This is a genomic window from Caulobacter sp. FV2ps19 (genome assembly GCF_058681035.1).
Map to the genome: position 1 here is coordinate 2,335,760 of NZ_CM178729.1, position 16,541 is coordinate 2,352,300.

Annotated in this window: 12 protein-coding genes, 1 pseudogene and 1 other annotated feature; of the genes and pseudogenes, 6 read left to right on the plus strand and 7 right to left on the minus strand. The window is 66.2% G+C overall.

Annotated features, from left to right (window positions below; genetic code table 11):
• Positions 1 to 62: 62 nt before the first annotated feature.
• Together ACW18B_RS11220 and ACW18B_RS11225 are read right to left on the minus strand one after the other, a co-directional pair.
• Positions 63 to 1,190 (minus strand): PepSY-associated TM helix domain-containing protein, encoded by a 1,128-nt coding sequence (locus ACW18B_RS11220; protein WP_492047132.1) that lies wholly within the window; start codon positions 1,188 to 1,190, stop codon positions 63 to 65.
• Positions 1,190 to 3,361, minus strand: a complete 2,172-nt coding sequence (locus ACW18B_RS11225) for a TonB-dependent receptor (RefSeq protein ID WP_492047133.1) — start codon at positions 3,359 to 3,361, stop codon at positions 1,190 to 1,192. Before ACW18B_RS11225 ends, ACW18B_RS11220 begins: the two co-directional genes overlap by 1 nt.
• Positions 3,362 to 3,677: 316 nt before the next feature.
• On the opposite strand from ACW18B_RS11225, the pseudogene ACW18B_RS11230 reads away from it, so the two are divergent.
• Positions 3,678 to 4,432, plus strand: a pseudogene (locus tag ACW18B_RS11230) (IS5 family transposase).
• A gap of 23 nt (positions 4,433 to 4,455) precedes the next feature.
• Here ACW18B_RS11230 and ACW18B_RS11235 read toward each other — a convergent pair.
• Positions 4,456 to 4,728 carry a hypothetical protein gene (locus tag ACW18B_RS11235; RefSeq protein WP_492047134.1) on the minus strand — a complete coding sequence of 91 codons (273 nt, stop codon included), beginning with the start codon at positions 4,726 to 4,728 and terminating at the stop codon, positions 4,456 to 4,458.
• A 160-nt stretch (positions 4,729 to 4,888) separates the two neighbouring features.
• Here ACW18B_RS11235 and ACW18B_RS11240 point away from each other — a divergent pair, with 160 nt between their 5' ends.
• Positions 4,889 to 5,341, plus strand: a complete 453-nt coding sequence (locus ACW18B_RS11240) for a Ros/MucR family transcriptional regulator (protein ID WP_492047135.1) — start codon at positions 4,889 to 4,891, stop codon at positions 5,339 to 5,341.
• Positions 5,342 to 5,513: 172 nt separating this feature from the next.
• On the opposite strand, the gene ACW18B_RS11245 is transcribed toward ACW18B_RS11240, so the two are convergent.
• From ACW18B_RS11245 to ACW18B_RS11255, 3 genes are read right to left on the minus strand one after another with little or no spacing between them, the layout of a single operon-like run.
• Positions 5,514 to 7,019: a PepSY-associated TM helix domain-containing protein gene (locus ACW18B_RS11245; protein ID WP_492047136.1), complete on the minus strand. Its 1,506-nt coding sequence runs from the start codon at positions 7,017 to 7,019 to the stop codon at positions 5,514 to 5,516.
• Positions 7,019 to 7,588 (minus strand): hypothetical protein, encoded by a 570-nt coding sequence (locus ACW18B_RS11250; protein WP_492047137.1) that lies wholly within the window; start codon positions 7,586 to 7,588, stop codon positions 7,019 to 7,021. Before ACW18B_RS11250 ends, ACW18B_RS11245 begins: the two co-directional genes overlap by 1 nt.
• An 18-nt stretch (positions 7,589 to 7,606) precedes the next feature.
• The gene (locus ACW18B_RS11255; protein WP_492047138.1) at positions 7,607 to 9,733 is read right to left on the minus strand and encodes a TonB-dependent siderophore receptor; all 2,127 of its coding nucleotides are present in this window, start codon (positions 9,731 to 9,733) and stop codon (positions 7,607 to 7,609) included.
• Positions 9,734 to 10,050: 317 nt separating this feature from the next.
• Positions 10,051 to 10,166 (minus strand) — a sequence feature (AL1L pseudoknot).
• Between ACW18B_RS11255 and ACW18B_RS11260 the strand changes: the two genes are divergently transcribed.
• Positions 10,058 to 10,354 carry a hypothetical protein gene (locus ACW18B_RS11260; RefSeq protein ID WP_492047139.1) on the plus strand — a complete coding sequence of 99 codons (297 nt, stop codon included), beginning with the start codon at positions 10,058 to 10,060 and terminating at the stop codon, positions 10,352 to 10,354. Its footprint overlaps the feature before it by 109 nt.
• Before the next feature lie 274 nt (positions 10,355 to 10,628).
• Here ACW18B_RS11260 and ACW18B_RS11265 read toward each other — a convergent pair whose 3' ends face one another.
• A complete protein-coding gene (locus tag ACW18B_RS11265; RefSeq protein WP_492047140.1) occupies positions 10,629 to 12,716 on the minus strand; it encodes a TonB-dependent siderophore receptor in 2,088 nt (695 codons plus the stop codon).
• A gap of 134 nt (positions 12,717 to 12,850) precedes the next feature.
• Between ACW18B_RS11265 and ACW18B_RS11270 the strand changes: the two genes are divergently transcribed.
• Genes ACW18B_RS11270 through ACW18B_RS11280 form a run of 3 tightly spaced genes read left to right on the plus strand, consistent with a single transcriptional unit; the run spans position 12,851 to position 16,370 of the window.
• Positions 12,851 to 13,585, plus strand: a complete 735-nt coding sequence (locus ACW18B_RS11270; protein ID WP_492047141.1) for an ABC transporter ATP-binding protein — start codon at positions 12,851 to 12,853, stop codon at positions 13,583 to 13,585.
• Positions 13,582 to 15,015, plus strand: coding sequence for an ABC transporter permease (locus ACW18B_RS11275; protein WP_492047142.1), 1,434 nt, complete (start codon positions 13,582 to 13,584; stop codon positions 15,013 to 15,015). Before ACW18B_RS11270 ends, ACW18B_RS11275 begins: the two co-directional genes overlap by 4 nt.
• Positions 15,012 to 16,370 carry an ABC transporter permease gene (locus ACW18B_RS11280; protein WP_492047143.1) on the plus strand — a complete coding sequence of 453 codons (1,359 nt, stop codon included), beginning with the start codon at positions 15,012 to 15,014 and terminating at the stop codon, positions 16,368 to 16,370. The genes ACW18B_RS11275 and ACW18B_RS11280 overlap by 4 nt, the downstream gene beginning before the upstream one ends.
• The last annotated feature ends 171 nt before the right edge of the window (positions 16,371 to 16,541 follow it).

The following is a 16,541-nucleotide window of genomic DNA, read 5'->3' on the forward strand; positions in this document are numbered from 1 at the left end:
CGCAGCGACGACTGAGATCCGGACGTGCTCGGTCAGGGAAGGGAGGCTGTGGGACTTAACGGCTAGCGTATGGCGCCCGTTTCGGGGCCGCGCAGCGAGGTCGGCTTTACGGAGCGGGCCTTTCGGCGTCTCGGCAGCCCGCTGGGATTGCCCCAGAAGGTCACGACGGCCAGCGTGCCCAGCAGGGTCAGGGCCAGGCCCGACACGGTCATCACCAGGCGATAGGCCGGTCCCCCGACCTTAGCCGCGTGCAGGGGGAAGTCGGTATTGGTGATCCGCGAGCCCAGGGGCAGGGCCTGAGCGTCGCGCGCGGCGACCATGCGGCCATTGGCGGGATCGAACCAGGCCATCGTCCGGCCGTTGGGCAGCCACTCGGCCTGCTGGCGCAGTCGGATCGAGATCAGCCCGCCCGCCTTGGCCGGCGGCGTGATGATCCGCACCTCGGCGCCGGGGAAACGGGTCTGGGCTTGGCCGATCACCCTGGCCCAATCCAGATCCTTGGCCAGGTTTCCGCCCTTGATCTTGGGAGGAGCCGAGGCCTGTTCCATGGTCGAAGGCGCGGTGAACGGCGCGCGCAGGGCTCGGGAGAACCACTTCAGGTTCATGGTCGCGCCGGTGGTCAGTGAAATGATCAGCAGCGGTGCGACCAGGACGCCCAGATCACGGTGATGATGGACGATCGCCGCCCGCTTCATCATCCGCGGCCAGGCGCGCAGATGGAACACCCGCCGTGTCGGCCACCACAGGATCAGGCCCGTGACCACGAAGCCCAGGCCTGCCAGACTCGCGACCCCGGCGACGATCTCGCCCGTATCACCCGCGAACAGATGGTGGTGGAAGTCGAACAGCCAGACCTCGGGCCGCGCCCATTTCGAGGTCCAGCTCAGGATGATCGCGCCGTCCTGGTCAGTATAGGCCGCCCGCTCGCGATCCTTGTAGCTCAGCCTGTGTACGCCCTGGTCGGCGGTCGCCAGCACGATGGAGCGCGGACGGTCCTCGGCGGCGAAAACTCTCGCCGCCGCCGCCGCCAGGGTGGCTGTGTCCTGCCGCTGGGCGTCGGCGGCGTGAGGCACGGTGGCGCGCAGAAAGGCGTCCTCATGCACCAGCAGCGCGCCGGTGAAGCCCAGGAGCGCCAGCAGGAGGCCGATCAGGCCGCCCGTCCAGCGGTGCAGCAGGCGCAGGGTCTTCATCAGAAGCGCGTTTCCCAGCCCAGGGTCGCCGTCCGGCCCCGGCCGGCATAGAACTTGTCCCTCTGGGGCGCGGTCGTGTCCGAGTGGTAGGTGATGTATTGCTTGTCGAAGAGGTTCTGCACGCCCAGCGACAGCGCCCCGACCGGCAGCTCGTAGCGCACGAAGGCGTCGGCGACCGTGTAGCCTTCGAAATCGTCCTTCACCGTCGCGGTCTGCATGTTGCGCGACATGTAGTTCTGCACCTGCAGGCGCAGGGCCCATTTGCCGGCCTGGTAGTCGGCGGCCAGGTTCAGACGGTCGGGCGAGATGTTGGCGCCGTCCAGGTCGGTGTCGACCTTACCGTCCCGGTTGGTGTCGGTCTGGCCGCGCAGGCGGGCGTAGCCGGTCGAGACCTCCAGGCCGGGCACGGGCGTGCGAGCCTTCACATTGACTTCCAGCCCCTCGATGGCCACGCCCTGGCGCTGGACGTCGAAGATGCCGTCGGCGTTGCGGACCAGGAACTGGCCCAGCTTCGACTTGGACCAGAAGTAGGTCACGTCGGCGTCGAAGGGGCCGCGCTTGAACTCGGCGCCGATCTCCCGGTTGTTGGACACGATGGGCTCGATCGCCAGGTAGGTGTCGACGTCCTGATTGGGGATGTTGATGCCGCGCAGGATGCGCCCGACATCCGGCACGGTGTAGCCCTCGGCATAGCTGGCATAGGCGCGCAGGCCCTTGGCCGGTTCGAACACGACGCCCCCGTTGACCAGGGTGGCCTTGAACTCGGGAGCGCCGCCGCCGACCTGACGCGAACCGTAGGAGGCCAGGGTGGTGAAGTCGTCGACCTTCAGCTTGACGTTCTCGAAGCGCACGCCGCCGGCCAGGCGCAGCTTGCCCTCCAGAAGAGCGTAGTTGCCCTGGAAGAAGGGAGCGATGCTCTCGAACTTGGTCGGCGGCACCCAGGCGCGGCCCGTGGCGGTCAGCAGTTGGGCTGTGGTGTCGGTCAGGGCGTCCAGACCCGCAGTGGCGACCAGACCTTCGATCCCCGGCACGGCGCGCTCATAGCTCATCCGCGCGCCCAACTTGCGCGAACGGTTCGCGGACTGGTCGAACAGCGTGCCGATGGGCGCGATACGCGCATCCTGGAAGGTGGCGCTGATGTCGCCGCCGAAGGTGTCGCGCGTGCGGTTGAAGAACAGCTGGGCGTTCAGCACGCCGCCAGCGAGATCGTCATTGACCAAGGACGCCGAGATCGTCTCGACGCGGTTGGCTGCTGGATCGCCGGGGACCACGCCCCGGAAAGCGGTCGTCGGCAAGCGGATGGCGCTGTCGCCGTCCGTCGGGAGAATCGCGGTCGACGGCGTGCGGCCAGCGACCGTGGCGGTCACGTAGTCGCCGTCGCCCTTCAGCTCGAAGCGGCTGCCGACCACGTCCAGGCGAGTGCTGGGGCTGAGTTGCCAGCCGAGGCGGCCAAACAGCGACAGGGTCTTGGAATCCTGGACATCACCCTGGGCGGTATCCATGCCGATGCGTCGGCCGGCGCCGTCATAGAAGGCGCCGCGGGTCTCGTAGGCGACGCCGGCGGTGGCGTCGAACGCGCCGCCCCGCCAGCTGACCAAGCCTGCGATCTTGCCGCCCACGGAGTCGCCCAGCGTGTTGCCGCCGCTGGCCTGGATCAGGGTGCGACCCGAGACGCCGTCCTGCTTGGGCGGTCCCACCGTCACCTGATTCACCACGCCGCCGGTGGCGCCGATGCCCTGCAGGGCGTTGGAGCCGTAGATCAGCTCGACACGGTCGATGAAGAACGGGTCGATCGTGTAGCCGTCGCGCGAACCGTCGCGGACCGGCGTCGACTGCGGGATACCGTTGATGGCGTAAAGCGGTGAGCGGCCGCGCAGGCTCTCGCCCGCGCCAGACAGCTTCTGGCGCGTCGGCGAGAACGACGGCGACAGGGTCGAGACAGCGTCGATGATCGAGCCGCTGATCGCCACCTGCTGGTTCAGGGTCGCGTTGTCGATCACGTCGACCGTCAGGGGCAGGGCGCTGGCCGGCAGGATGGTGCGGGCGGCGGTCACCACGACCTGGTCGATGTTGGTCTGGGCTTGGGCGAACGCGGCCGGGGACAGCGCCAGAGGGCTGAGGCCGGCGAGGAGGGCGAGCCGCAGGCGCGCGCTGGAAACTTGCTTGGTCATGACGCCCCGGAGAACATGAATCTAGGATGAGGCGCCGTATGATGTAATTGCGACTGAGTTGCAATATGTCTTGTGGGATATCGAACTTCTGAAGTCGTGAACTGACGATGGTCGCTGCGCGAAAGCGGCGTCGCGCCGCTAGAGCATTTTCCGACGAAGTGGATACCCGTTCGTCGTCAGAAAATACGCCAAAACAAAAGGCTAGAGCATTTCGTCGATCCAGTTGGATCGGAAAATGCCCTAGGGTCGAAACCCGATCAAACACTTGAATGATATATTCTTGTTGTGCTTCAATCTCCGAAACGGAGGTTGAATCATGGCTGGAGAGTTCTGGTTGTCGGATCGGCAGTGGGCGGTGATCGATCCGTTGCTGCCGAAAAACCAGTCGGGCGCGCATCGGGTCGATGACCGGCGCGTCATCAGCGGTATCATCCATGTGCTGAAGGTGGGTTGCCGGTGGCAAGACTGTCCCGCAGTCTATGGCCCGCCAACGACCATCTACAACCGGTTCCGGCGCTGGACGATCAAGGGTGTCTGGCGGCGGCTGTTCGCGGCCCTGGTGGCGTTCAGCCCCGACGACGTGCACATGATCGACTCCACCAGCGCCAAGGCCCACCGCTCGGCGGGTGGCGGAAAAGGGGGGCCGAAATCCAGGCGATCGGCCGTTCGCGCGGCGGCCGCACGACCAAGATCCACGCCGTCGTCGACGGCAAAGGCCGCCTCATCGCCTTTGAAATAGCCGCCGGGCAGCGCGGCGACGCCCCCTTCGCCCGGTCATTGCTTGAGCCGCTTCCCAGTGCGCGCCTCTGCCTGGCCGACACCGCCTATGACGCCGACAAGTTGCGCAATTTCCTGATCGAACGGGGAACTACCCCGGTCATCCCCAACAACCCGACCCGAAAACGCATGCAGCCCTTCGATCCGGAGGCCTACAAGCAGCGCAATCTGGTCGAGCGGATGTTCTGCAGGCTCAAGGACTGGCGGCGTGTCGCCACCCGATACGACAAGCTCGCCGCCATCTTTGCCAGCGCCGTCTTCATCGCCGCCATCATCATATGGTGGGCCCAATGAGTCTGGAGCCTAGTCCGGATGGCTCAGAGCCACAGGTCGTTGACGCTGACCTGCTCCTGAAAAACTGGACCGGTTTGAGATGGAGTTTTCTCGTTTTGCGGCAAGGGCCACGGAACGAGGAGCGACCGTGAGCCGAAGGCCGGCGAAGCCAACAGGTCGAAGTTCAGTGAAGCGCAGGCGGCGTTCATCCTGCGGCAGACCTCGCCAAGCGTGGCGCTCGAGACGGCCCGCTTGACCATGGTGATGATCTCGTCGAGGGCGGTGGCGGTCTCCTCAAGGCTTTCTTCGTGGCGCACGTTCGCCCGGCCTGGGCTCGGCATGCACTTAAGGCTGGGCCTGAGGCAAGGGTTGGCCCTGGATGCAAAGTTTACAATTCAGGTCGCGTTATTGTTTGTTGAAGCCGCCGGTTCAGTGCCACGCTCCTCCCTGCTTCGCGTTTAGAGTAAGGGCTGGACTATGGATGAAAAGAACGCCGCGTTGATCGGCTTGACCGCAGAGGTGGTCGCCGCGTTTGTCGGTAACAACGCCGTTGCGGTCGCGGATCTGCCTGGACTGATCAAAACCGTTCATGCGGCCCTGTCGGGCGCTGAAGTTCCGGCGCTTGAAGCGCCGGATGAAGCCATCAAGCCGACCGCTGGACAGATCCGCAAGAGCATCACGCCCGACGCCGTGATCAGCTTCATCGACGGCAAGCCCTACAAGACCTTGAAGCGTCATCTTAATACGCACGGCATGACCATAGCCGAGTACAAAGCCAGGTTTGGACTGCCCAACGACTATCCCACCACGGCCCCGGCCTACAGCGAAGCGCGCAGCGCCATGGCCAAGGCCCTCGGTCTTGGGATAGGCGGTCGCAAGCCGCCCAAGACGTTGACCAAGGCCTCAAACGCGCGCGCCAGGAGCGCCTAGGAGGCCCTGATCAGGTTGCCGACCGCTCGGCAACCTGATCGCGTCGCCAGGCGCCAGTGTACATTCGCAACGAATAGGAAATTCCAGTTCCCCAGTTTCTCGGTGGGCCGTAGGAAACGGCGCGGCTTAACCCGGTCCACTTTCTCGGGGGAAAATCAGACGGCGACCGCATTCAGCGGCGTAGCTTCAGGAGGTTGCGAGCAGCTAGAGCCATGATCACTGCGGCCGTGAGCATCAATCCCAGATTCACCCCCAGGCCGATCGAGGAGAAGGCCTGGGCGCCATGATGTGACATGTGCGCCAGCGGCAAGATCATGATCATCGCCCCCGCCACCAGCGGCGCCAGCCCATGAAGCCGTCGCGGGTCGGCCCAGAGGCCGGCAAGCGTGACGAGCACCAGGCTGATCCAGAACAGGGGCGCCGGCGGAACACCCCCGAGCATCGCCAGCGTACAGGCCAGCGCCACAAGGGCGGGCGTCGCCCAGACGAACGTCGTCCAGGCCGACTGGATGCGCGGATAGGGCCGTCCCTTTTCCGCAGACTTCGCGAGCCAGATATCCACGCCCGTCGTGCACAGAAAGCTGAGCCCCAGACCCAGAAGCACATAGATCAGCTTAACGGGCATGCCGCCGAAGGCGCCCGCGTGCAGGCGGAACATCGAGCCATAGACCTGACGGCCGATCTCGCCGTTGGAATAGCCGTCCTTGCCCATCACGCCGCCGGCCGAATTGATCCGGTAACCTTCGCTGTAGATCAGACGATCGCGATGGGCCGCGCCGATGCTCAGCTGCTCATCCTTCGTGCCGAACTGACTGAGCGTCAGATAGATCGGCGGATTGTCGGGGTAGACCTTCGCAAAGTTGCGCAGGGCCGCAACGAGGCGCGGCTCCGGTATCGCGATGCTCGGTGGCGGTCCCGCTTTCCGGGCCTCGGCGACAACGGATTTTGGGTCGCCATAGATCGCGGCCATCGCCTTGACGCCGTCGCCCCCGAACTTCAAAGGCGCGGCGATCGCCAACACCAGCAGCGCCAGCCCCATGATCGCGCCGGACAGGGCGACGATGAAATGGAATGGCAGACCCCACACCGCTATCCGGTTGTGGATGTCGACGCGGGACAGGCGGCGGCCGCCGTCGAGCCGCAAGGTGAAGGCGTCTCGGAACATGCGCGGAAGCGCCAGGGCGCCGCCGACGATCAGGGCGACCAGCAGCACGCCCAGCACCCCGATCATCACAAAGCCGATCGTTCCGGGCAGATTGAGCTCGTAGTGCAGCTCGGTGAGGAAGTGCGTCAGCTCGTGCGCGCCGGGGCCGGCCGGGTTGCCTTGCGAGTCATAGGACAACGCGTCCGGCTCGTAGTCGACGATCAGGCGCGGCATCTCGGCGCTGGGCGTGATGACATAGACGTCGGTCGGCTTGGCCTCGGTGCGGGAGATGTGCTGGCGCGCAGAGGCGACGGCGCGCCCGACAGCCTCGGGCGAGATCTGGGTCATCTCGGGAACCCCGGGCGTCTCCCAGCGCTGAAACTCGCCGTAGAACACCGCGACGGTGCCGGTGATGCAGACCAGGTACATCACAGCGGCCAGCACCAGTCCCAGCAGCTTGTGGGCCAGCAATTGACCTTTGACGAAGCCGGCCGGAACCCGTGGCCAGATTGTCTTTTTCGCCTTGTCAGCCATCAATGCGCTCCGGCAGCCGCGAGCGCGGCCAGCACTAAGGCCGCCGCGCAGCCCATGAAATCAGCCCGCCACGGCCGGCTTGACGCGAGCAGCCACAACAGGGCGCCCGACAGGACGCCGGCGAACAGAAAAGCGCTCAGCACCGTGCTGTCGATCGGGCTCCAGGGCGCGTAGGCCAGGCACACCGCGGCGGCAGCGACCGACAGGGCCGGCGCGGCGACAAGCGCGCCAAACCAGCGGGCCGCATTGCGGCTGGCCCGGCCGGCGGCTGCCACCTCACCGTTGTCGGCCGCCTGACGGACCGGGCGCTCGCGCCGAACCTTGCCGCTGGCGAGGCGCGGCAGGGCGTCCGGCGCCAGCAGCGCAAGGCCCAGCAGCATCGGCGCCAGAGACCCCAGGGCCACGGCCTTGTCCAACGAGACGGTGAGCAGCCAAGGCGTTGCGCCCAAGACGATCAGCGCCCAGGCGCCGGCCAGCATGGCGCCGCCAAGGCCGGCCTTGGTCCGCCAGTGTCGTAGCAGAACCGCGAGCCCCGCCGCCTGAACGAGGATCCCCAACGCTTGCAGCACGGCTCGCGCCCCCCCGTCTTAGAAGTTATGCGTCAGCGAAACCGTGAAGTTACGCGGCGCGCCGTAGCGGTACTGGCTGAAGTAGCTGATCTGCGTGTAGTAGGTTTCGTCGAACAGGTTATCGACGTTGGCCTGCACGGTCAGATCATCGGTGATCTTGTAGCGCGCCATCAGGTTCACCAGCGCGAACGCCTTCTGCTCGATCCGCGTGGCCGCGCCGCTCACCGGGTTGGCGGCCAGCGAGTAGATGGTGTCGCGCCAGTTGACGCCACCGCCGACGCTCAGCCGGTCCAGCGCGCCCTCGAACCGATAGGTCGTGAACAGTGAGAAGCTCTTGCGCGGCTGGTCAGTGTTGACCTTCGCCCCGGTGGCGTCCTCCACCTCGAATTGGGCGTAGGCGGCGCTGACATCCCAGTTGGGCTTCACGCGGCCCAGCAGCTCGAGTTCGAAGCCCTTGCTCTGCGCGCCATCGGCCGGCGCATAGGCCTGCTCGGGCGGGGCCGATCCCGGAACCACAGCGCTCGTCGCCTGGCCCAGGCCGTCCTGCCCGATTTTGAAGACCGCGATGGTCGACTGCAGATTATCGTCGAAGAAGGCGCTCTTCAGGCCCAGCTCGTAGGCCTTGCCGACGATCGGATCGAGGGTCTTGGCGTTGATGTCGCGCACGTTTTGCGGCTGGAAGATTTCCGTGTAGCTGGCGTAGAGGCGGTGGGCCGGCGTCAGATCATAGAGGGCACCCACATAGGGGATGACCACGTCGTCGGCCGCGTAGTTGTCCGGCGAGCCGCCGTTGATGCCGGTGCGCTCCCAGGTCGACAGCCGCGCCCCGCCGATCACCTTCAGGGCGTCTGTGATGTTGAGGCGGGTCACGGCGAAGTAGCCGGTCTGTTCGGTCTTGTTGTCCGTATATTGGGTGGGCGTCGAGGCGAAGTCCGGCTTGGGGAAGTTCCCGGTCCAGCTATAGAGGCTGGTCGCCGGCGCGAAGGCGTTCGCCCCGCCCGCGACATAATAGGAGACATCCGACGTCTGCTGGCTGCGCAGCGCACCCAGCGTGAACTCATGCTCGCGCCCGAACAGCCAATAGCCGCCCTGCAGCTGGACGTCGAAACTGTCCTGCGTCGTCTGCCCGTTGCTCTTGTAAGGGTAGGTCGCCAGGCCTACGCCCGTCGTGCGATCAAGTGCGCCGTATTGGTAGAGCAGCTGCGAGGCCTGCTCGTTGAGCAGCCGGTTGTAGTTGAACGACACCTTCCAATCGTTGGCGAAGGTGTGCTGCAAATTGGCGAAGACATTGGTGTTCTGGGTGTCCCAATACGTCCACTTCGCCGCCGTGTTGGTCGAGACCGGCAGCTTGGTCAGGCCGCCATCGGCATAGAAGGTCGGCAGCGAGCCCCAGAACGCGGCGTTCGGCGCAGTCACCTGCTCGCTGGCCCCGACTCGCAGCAAGGTCGAGGCGCTCAGGTCGGCTTCGACCACGCCGTAGAACACATGCTTTTCCGAGGACTGCAGGTCGAAATAGGTGTCGCCCTTTTCGTACTTGGCGACGAAGCGGCCGCGGACCTGCCCGTCCTTGATCGCGCCCGAGAGGTCGGTCTCGATGCGGCGCTTGTCCCAGCTGCCCAGCGTCGCGGTGACCGAGCCCTTGAACTCGCGGGAGTCGGCGTGCTTGCGCACCAGGTTGATCGAGCCCGACGGGTCGCCCGCGCCGGTCAGCAGACCCGTGGCCCCGCGCACGATCTCGATGCGCTCATAGATCGACACGTCGGCGATGGTCTCACCGGAATCGCCGGCCAGGCTCCACGAGGTCGGCACGCCGTCGATCTGGTAGTTCTTGATCTCGAAACCGCGCGCGTTGAACACGTTGCGCACGTCGTCGACCTCGACCATCGAGACGCCGGCCGTATTGCGCACGACGTCGGAAATGGTCGAGAGGTTCTGGTCCTTGATGCGCTGCTGGGTGATCACCGTCACTGATTGAGGCGTCTCGCGCACCGACAGGCCAAGGCCGGTGGCGGTGTCGATGGTCTTGTCCACGGTATAGCGGCCGGTGACCATCACGGCTTCGACGGTGTTGTCCGTCTGCGCGTTGGCGACGCCCGCGACACCGACGAGCGCGACGCCCGCCAGCAAGCCCAATTTCAAACCCATGACGATCCCCTGGCCAAGGAGAACGTCACGACATGTGTCGACGCCCCCTGCTAATGCGAATGGGTCGCATTAGCAGGGGGCGTCGTCCTGTACAAGCGACAGAGTCGCGGCATCAACGATCACGCGGCGCTGAGGGCCATCTGATCGCCGGGGAAGGGCGTTGATTTTCTACAGATCGATCTTCCGCTGTAGACCGCCTGGGGAAGGTCCTCGGCGAAGACGCGGGCGATCTGCGCCTTGAGGGCCGGATCTCGGCGGGCCCGCGCCGAAAGTCGCATGGAATCGCGTCTTTGGACCAGGCGCTCGCGGTAGGTCGACGGGGCGATGGGCAAGACCTTGCAGATCGGCTCGCCCCATGAGCCCCCGATGCTCGTCAGTAGACGTGATTATCGCTTGAGCGGGCGGTCGCGCTCCGCCCCGGCAAAAATAGGCCGACGCCTGGCGCAGGATCTCGTTGCCTTGGCGCAGTTTGCGGGTCTCCCGCTCCAGCGCCTTGAGCGTCTGGGCGATATCGGTTGGTACGCCGGCCCGCCTGCCGCTGTCGACCTGCGTGCTTTAGGTTTTTGTTTTCGCATCGTTTTTGCGAAAAGCCGGCGTCCACTTTTCCGCACGATGCTTTAGACTCACCCATGCTGGGTCTGCGGCGCTCGCCCGATTTTCTGGGCGATCGACACTACGGCCGCCCAGCGCGAAGCGTGATCGAGCACCATCCGCGCCGCGCGCTCGCGAACCTCAGGTGAAAACCTGGTCGTCGTCGTGTTTGTCATGAACCCTATCTCTCAGGCGTCAGGGCCTCCGGCAAACACGGGGCGGTTCAGGGCAAAGCCACTGGCGCGTCTGGTCGAAGGTCCGGAATCTGGAGATGCGCTAACGGCAGCGCTGATCTACCGCGTTCTTACATCGCCCACCTCGCCCGGATCGTGATCGTTCTCGGCGTACCAGGCGTGATCCAGACGTTGCTGTAGGAGCTTTCTAGATAGTAGGCGTCCAGCAGGTTCTCGGCGTCGAGGTGCAAGGACAGCCTCCGCGTCGCCTGGTAGCTGAGGTTCAGCCGCGCGGTGACATAGTCGGGCAGCTCGAAGCCGGAATTGACGTCGTCGCCCGGACGCTTGCCGACATAGACGAGGCCGCCGCCCAAGCCGACCGCGCCCGGACCGGCCTGGGTCGAACGCCAATGGGCGTAGACCGCCCCGGAATGGCGCGGAATGTTGCTCAGCGCGCTGCCCACGAAGCCTGACCGGGTGTCCTTGGTGATCTCCGTGTCGGTGAAGGCGTAGACCCCGGTCAGGGTCAATTGGTCATTGATCCGCAGATTGACGTCGGCCTCCGCGCCTCGGCTGCGCGCTTGCCCCACCGCGATGAAGAAACCGCTGTTGGCGGCGTCGTTGACCAGGATGTTGCTCTTGTCGATCCGGAAGGCAGACAGCGTCCCGGTCAGGCGGCCGTCGCGCAGGGCGTATTTGAACCCGCTCTCCAGCGCCTCGCCTTTCTCCGGCGCGAAGGCGAGGCCAGCAGCATCGGTTCCTTGGTTGTAGCGGAACGATTGTCCCCAGCTGATATAGGCCGACCATTGGTCGGACGCCGCCCAGGTCAGCGCCGCCCGGGGAGATGTGCGAGCCGGGCTCTGCTTGGCGGCGGTGCTGTTGCGATAGTTGGTGGTGGTCTGCTGGATCCAGTCATGGCGCAGGCCCAGCAGCGCGGTGAAGCGGCCCGCGGTCACCAGGTCCTGGGCGTAGAGGCTTTGGCCGCGAAGTTCCTCCAGCAGATCCTGGTTCAGCGTGGCGACGGGCTTGGGCTGGCCGTAGACCGGGTTGAAGATGTCGATGGCGTAGGGCGCCGCGGCGGTCGGGCTGTAGCGCAGGAAAACGCGGCGCTGGTCGTAGGTGAAGGCGTCGCCGCCGAGGCGAAGCTGGTGTTCGCGCCCCTTCCATTGACGAGCCACGCTCAGTTCGATGCGGCCCGACAGGTCCTGCCAGTCATAGTCGTGGACGCGCAGTTGCCGGCGAAGCTGGGTTCCAACCAGAGCCGAGTTGTGGGTCGACTGGCCCTTGAAGAGGCCGTCTCGGTACTGGAGCCCTCCCTCCAGAGACACGCCCTGGGCAAGCTCGAAGACGCCGGAGACCTGATGCTGGAGGCTCCGTTGATGGATCTTGCCATCGTTGGGTTCGCCCAGAAACCGTTCGCGGGGCAGGGCCTTACCGTCGCCATTCACGGCCACCAGGCCCCGGTCATGGACGAAATGAACATCCATCGCCTCGAACTGGTAGAGCAGGTGCGCCCTGTCGGTGGGATCCCAGGCCAGGGACGGGGCCAACACCAATCGGTCGCTGCCGACATGGTCGCGGAAGCCTTCGGTGGTCTGGTAGGCGCCGACCAGGCGGGCCGAGACCGTGTCGTTGACCGGCCCGCCAACGTCGCCGACGGCGCGCCAGGTGTCGAAACTGCCATAGCTTAGCTCGGCCGAGGCATGGGCGTGGCGCAGGGGCGCCTTGGTGACGATGTTGATCGAGCCGCCGGGCTCGCCCTTGCCCGACAGCGCCGACGCCGGGCCCTTGAGCACCTGGAAGGACTCGACCGTGGCGGTGTCTCGGCGCGGGTTGAAACCGCGATTGGCCGTGAAACGGTTGACCAGAAGATCGGGTCCCTGGTTGATGTCGCCCGAGAAACCCCGGATGGCGTAGGCGTCCCATGCGCCGCCGAAACTGTTCTGGCGCGCCATGCCGCCGGCCAGGTCGAACAGGTCCGACAGGTTGGCCAGGCCAGTCTGATCGATCAGCTCACGATCCAGAACGCGGACGCTTTGCGGCAGGCGCAGGGGATCGACGTCCAGGCCGTTGATGCTGGCGTTGGCGCGCCGCGCGGTCACCGTCACGTCCTCCACGCGCGTATCCTCCACATCCGCCTCCGCCGCGCCGGCCGCCGTCGTAAGGCCAACCGCCGCGCAACCGGCCAGCATCGCCGCCCGAAAGTCCCTCAAACCCATCTCGTCCCCCGAAAATCCACCACCGCGGTCATCCGCGATTGACTCTCAACAGTAGTGTTACGTTATAACGTCCTAGTCGAGTTGAGCTCGGCTTTGCAAGCGCCAACGCGACTTGGAACGAGGGGATCTGGATTTTGACCATCACATCGACCGCGGCCTTGGAAGCCGTGGGCTTGGAGCAGCGCTTTGGCGGCCAGTCCGTTCTTCGGGGTCTGACCTTCTCGGTGGGGGCGGGGGAGATTTACGCCCTGCTCGGCGGCAATGGCGCGGGCAAGTCCACGACCCTGAACCTGTTCCTGGGTCTGGCCAGCCCGACCGCCGGGTCCGTGCGCGTCTGTGGCGTCGAGGTCGGCGCAGACCCCACGGCGGCGCGTTCGCGCATCGCCTACGTCCCCGAAAACGTCGCGCTCTACGAGCATCTGACGGCTCGCGAGAACATCGACTACCTTCTGACCCTCGCGCGGGCCGACACCGACACTGCGGTGATCCAAGAGGCCCTAGACGCCGTGGGCCTGGTGCGCGACGCTTGGGACCGCCGGCTTTCGGGGTTCTCCAAGGGTATGCGCCAGAAGGTGGCCATCGCCCTGGCCATCGCCCGGCGCGTGCCGGTGCTGCTGCTGGACGAGCCGACCTCGGGCCTGGATCCGCGCGCCACGGCCGACTTCAACCGGCTGCTGCAGACCGCGCGCGCCCGGGGCGTGGCGACCCTGATGGTGACCCACGACCTGCTGGGCGCCAGCGAGGTCGCCGACCGCATCGGTTTCCTGGCCGATGGCCGCCTTGAGGTCGAGCTTGCCGCCGAAGGGCCGGACCGTTTCGACGTGCGGGCCCTTCATCATCGCTATGTCCAGGCTGGAGAGGCCGCGTGAGCGTTCGCCCAAACCTGATCGGCCGTGTCGCGCGCGAGGAATGGCGCGCCCTGGCGCGCAACCACGTCTCCGTGGTGGCCGGGGTGATCCTGGCGGCCCTGCTGCTCAGCGCCGCCTTGCTGGGCGTGGAGCAGCGCACCGCCATCGAGACGGCCCGAGAGCGCTATCAAGCCACGTCCGACCGGCAGTTCGACGCCCAGCCCGACCGCCACCCGCATCGCATGGTGCACTACGGCCAGTTCGTCTTCCGGCCTCTGTCGGCCCTGGCGTTCTTCGACCGGGGCGTTGACAGCTTCACCGGCCATACCGTGTTCCTTGAGGGTCACCGTCAGAACAGCGCCAATTTCAGCGAGGCGCGGCAGTCCTCGCTGCTGCTGCGGTTTGGCGAGTTGACGCCGGCCTTCGTGCTGCAAACCCTGGCGCCGCTGCTGGTGATCTTTCTGGCCTATGGCGCGGTGGCCGGTGAACGCGAGCGCGGCACCCTGCGCCTGATGGTCGCCCAAGGCCTGGCGCCGGGCCAGATGCTGCTGGGAAAACTGGCGGCTCATGGCGGGGTCGTCGGCCTGATCCTGGCGCCGGCGGCCTTGGCCTTGCTGGCCGCGGCTCTGCTCGGGTGGGCGCCGCCAGGGCCGGCGCTTCTTATGGTGCTGATCTACGGGCTCTATCTGGTGATCTGGGCGGTCGGCGCTGTGTTGGTTTCGGCGCTGGCGCGCCGCTCGCGAGACGCCCTGATCGTGCTGGTCTCGATCTGGATGGTCCTGGTGGTGCTGATCCCGCGCACCCTGCCGGAGATCGCCGCGCGCCTTCAGACGCCGACCAAGATCGAAACCGACATCGCCATCCACGCCGATCTGGTCAAGATCGGCGACAGCCACAATCCCGACGATCCCTATTTCTCGGCCTTCAAGGCCAAGACGCTGGCCCAATATGGGGTCCGGCGGGTCGAGGATCTGCCGGTGCAATGGAGCGGCCTGGTCGGCATGGAAGGCGAGCGCCTGACCAGCCAGCTCTTTGACCGCTACGCCCGAGAGGCCTTCACGCGTGAGCAGGCCCAGAACAGTTTCGTGCGTGGCTTTGGCGTCGTCAGTCCAGTGATCGCTCTGCGCCAGGCGTCGATGAGCCTGGCGGGGACCGACATCGAGAGCCACCAGGACTTCCTCGATCAGGTCGAGCGTTATCGCTACGCCTTCGTCCAGGCGCTCAACCGCATGCAGGTCGAGCAGATCCCCAACCAGAACGCCGGGGAGGATCCCCGCATCTCCGCCGACAATTGGAAACGGGTGCCCAGCTTTTCCTATGTCGCGCCGGATGTCCTGCGCCTCGCCGGCGGCCGCGTCGCCGCCAATCTCGCCATTCTGACCGCTTGGCTGGTCGTGCTGCTGGCGCTCGCCGCGCCCATCGCCCGCCGCCTTCGCAAGGACGCCCGATGATCCGCCTTCGATACGAACTGCGCCTGCTGCTCCGCTCGAAGGTCAGCGCCGCCGCCCTGGTTTTGCTGCTGGCGTTATCGCTGCTGTCGGTGTGGACCGGTCTTGCCGCCACCGCCCGCCAGAACGCGACCATCGATCGCGTCGCGGCCGCGCAAGGACGCGATCTGGCCGCCGTCGCCGGGCGGTACGGCAAGCCCGACGGCGAGGCGGGCTATGCGGCCTACTACACCTTTCATCTGACCTCTGATCGCCCGTCCGGCCTGGCCTTCGCGGCCATGGGGCAGCGCGACATCCAGCCCTATGTGCTGCGCGTGCGCGCCCTGGGTCTTCAGGCCCAGCTCTACGAAACCGAGACGGTCAATCCCGAACTCGCCCTGCCGGGGCCCTTCGATTTCGCCTTCGTTCTGATCTATCTCGCGCCGCTGGCGGTGATCGTGCTGATGCACGACCTGATTTCGGGCGAACGCGAGGCCGGCCGCCTGCGCCTGCTCAGCGCCTTGCCCGCCGCGCCCGGCGCCGTGTGGCTCCAGCGTTCGGCCTTGAGGCTGGCCTTGGTGCTGCTGGCGCTGCTGGCGCCGTTCCTGATCGGCGCGATCATCGCCCGGGCGCCGGTCGCGGGCGTGGCGATCCTGTGTCTGGTCGCGGTGCTCTATGTCGCCTTCTGGACCGGCCTTGGCCTGTTGGTCGGCGCATGGGGGCGCCGCTCGGCCTTCAACGCCGCGGCCCTGGTCGGCTGTTGGATCGTGCTTGTGCTGCTGGTTCCCGCCCTGGGCAATGCGGTGCTGTCTCGCGCTGTTCCGGTCGGGCGCGGCGTCGACCTGACCCTGGCCCAGCGCGAGGCGGTGCACCATGCCTGGGACGTCCCGCGCGAAGCGGTGATGGATCCGTTTGTCGCCAAGCACCCGGAATGGAAGGGCACGCCGGCGGTCGGCGGCCGCTTCCACTGGAAATGGTACTACGCCATGCATGAGATGGGCGATGACAGCGTGGCGGGGCAGGTCGCCGCCTACCGCGCCAGCCTGGCGGCCCGACAGACCTGGACGGAACGCCTTGGGTGGCTGTCGCCAGCGGCCGGAGCCCAGAGCCTGGTTCATCGCATCGCCGACAGCGACCTGCCGGCCCATCTGGCCTATCAGGACAGCGTCACGGCGTTCCACCGCCGCCTGCAGGACTTCTACTATCCCTACCTCTTCAACGAGCGTCCCTTCACGCGTGTGGATTTCGAGAGGCTGCCGATCTATGCGCCCAGGCCGCCATCCGGCTCGGCGCCATTTATGCCATTGCTGGCGCTTCTCGCCATCACGGCAGGTGTTTGGTCGGGTGCGACGAGGGCCGTCCGGTGCTTGAGGAGCTGAAGCCGTGATGGGGCGTCGATGGGAAGTGCGCCGAGGTCTCCTATTGATGCTGTGGACCTCGGGTAATCGCGGCACGGGTCCAACAGGCCGATAGTGCCGCGATCCGGGCAAGACCCGATGGCAAGCACATCGGAGGGTCTGAGGTCGTCCCACGCCTTCAGGCCGGATGGC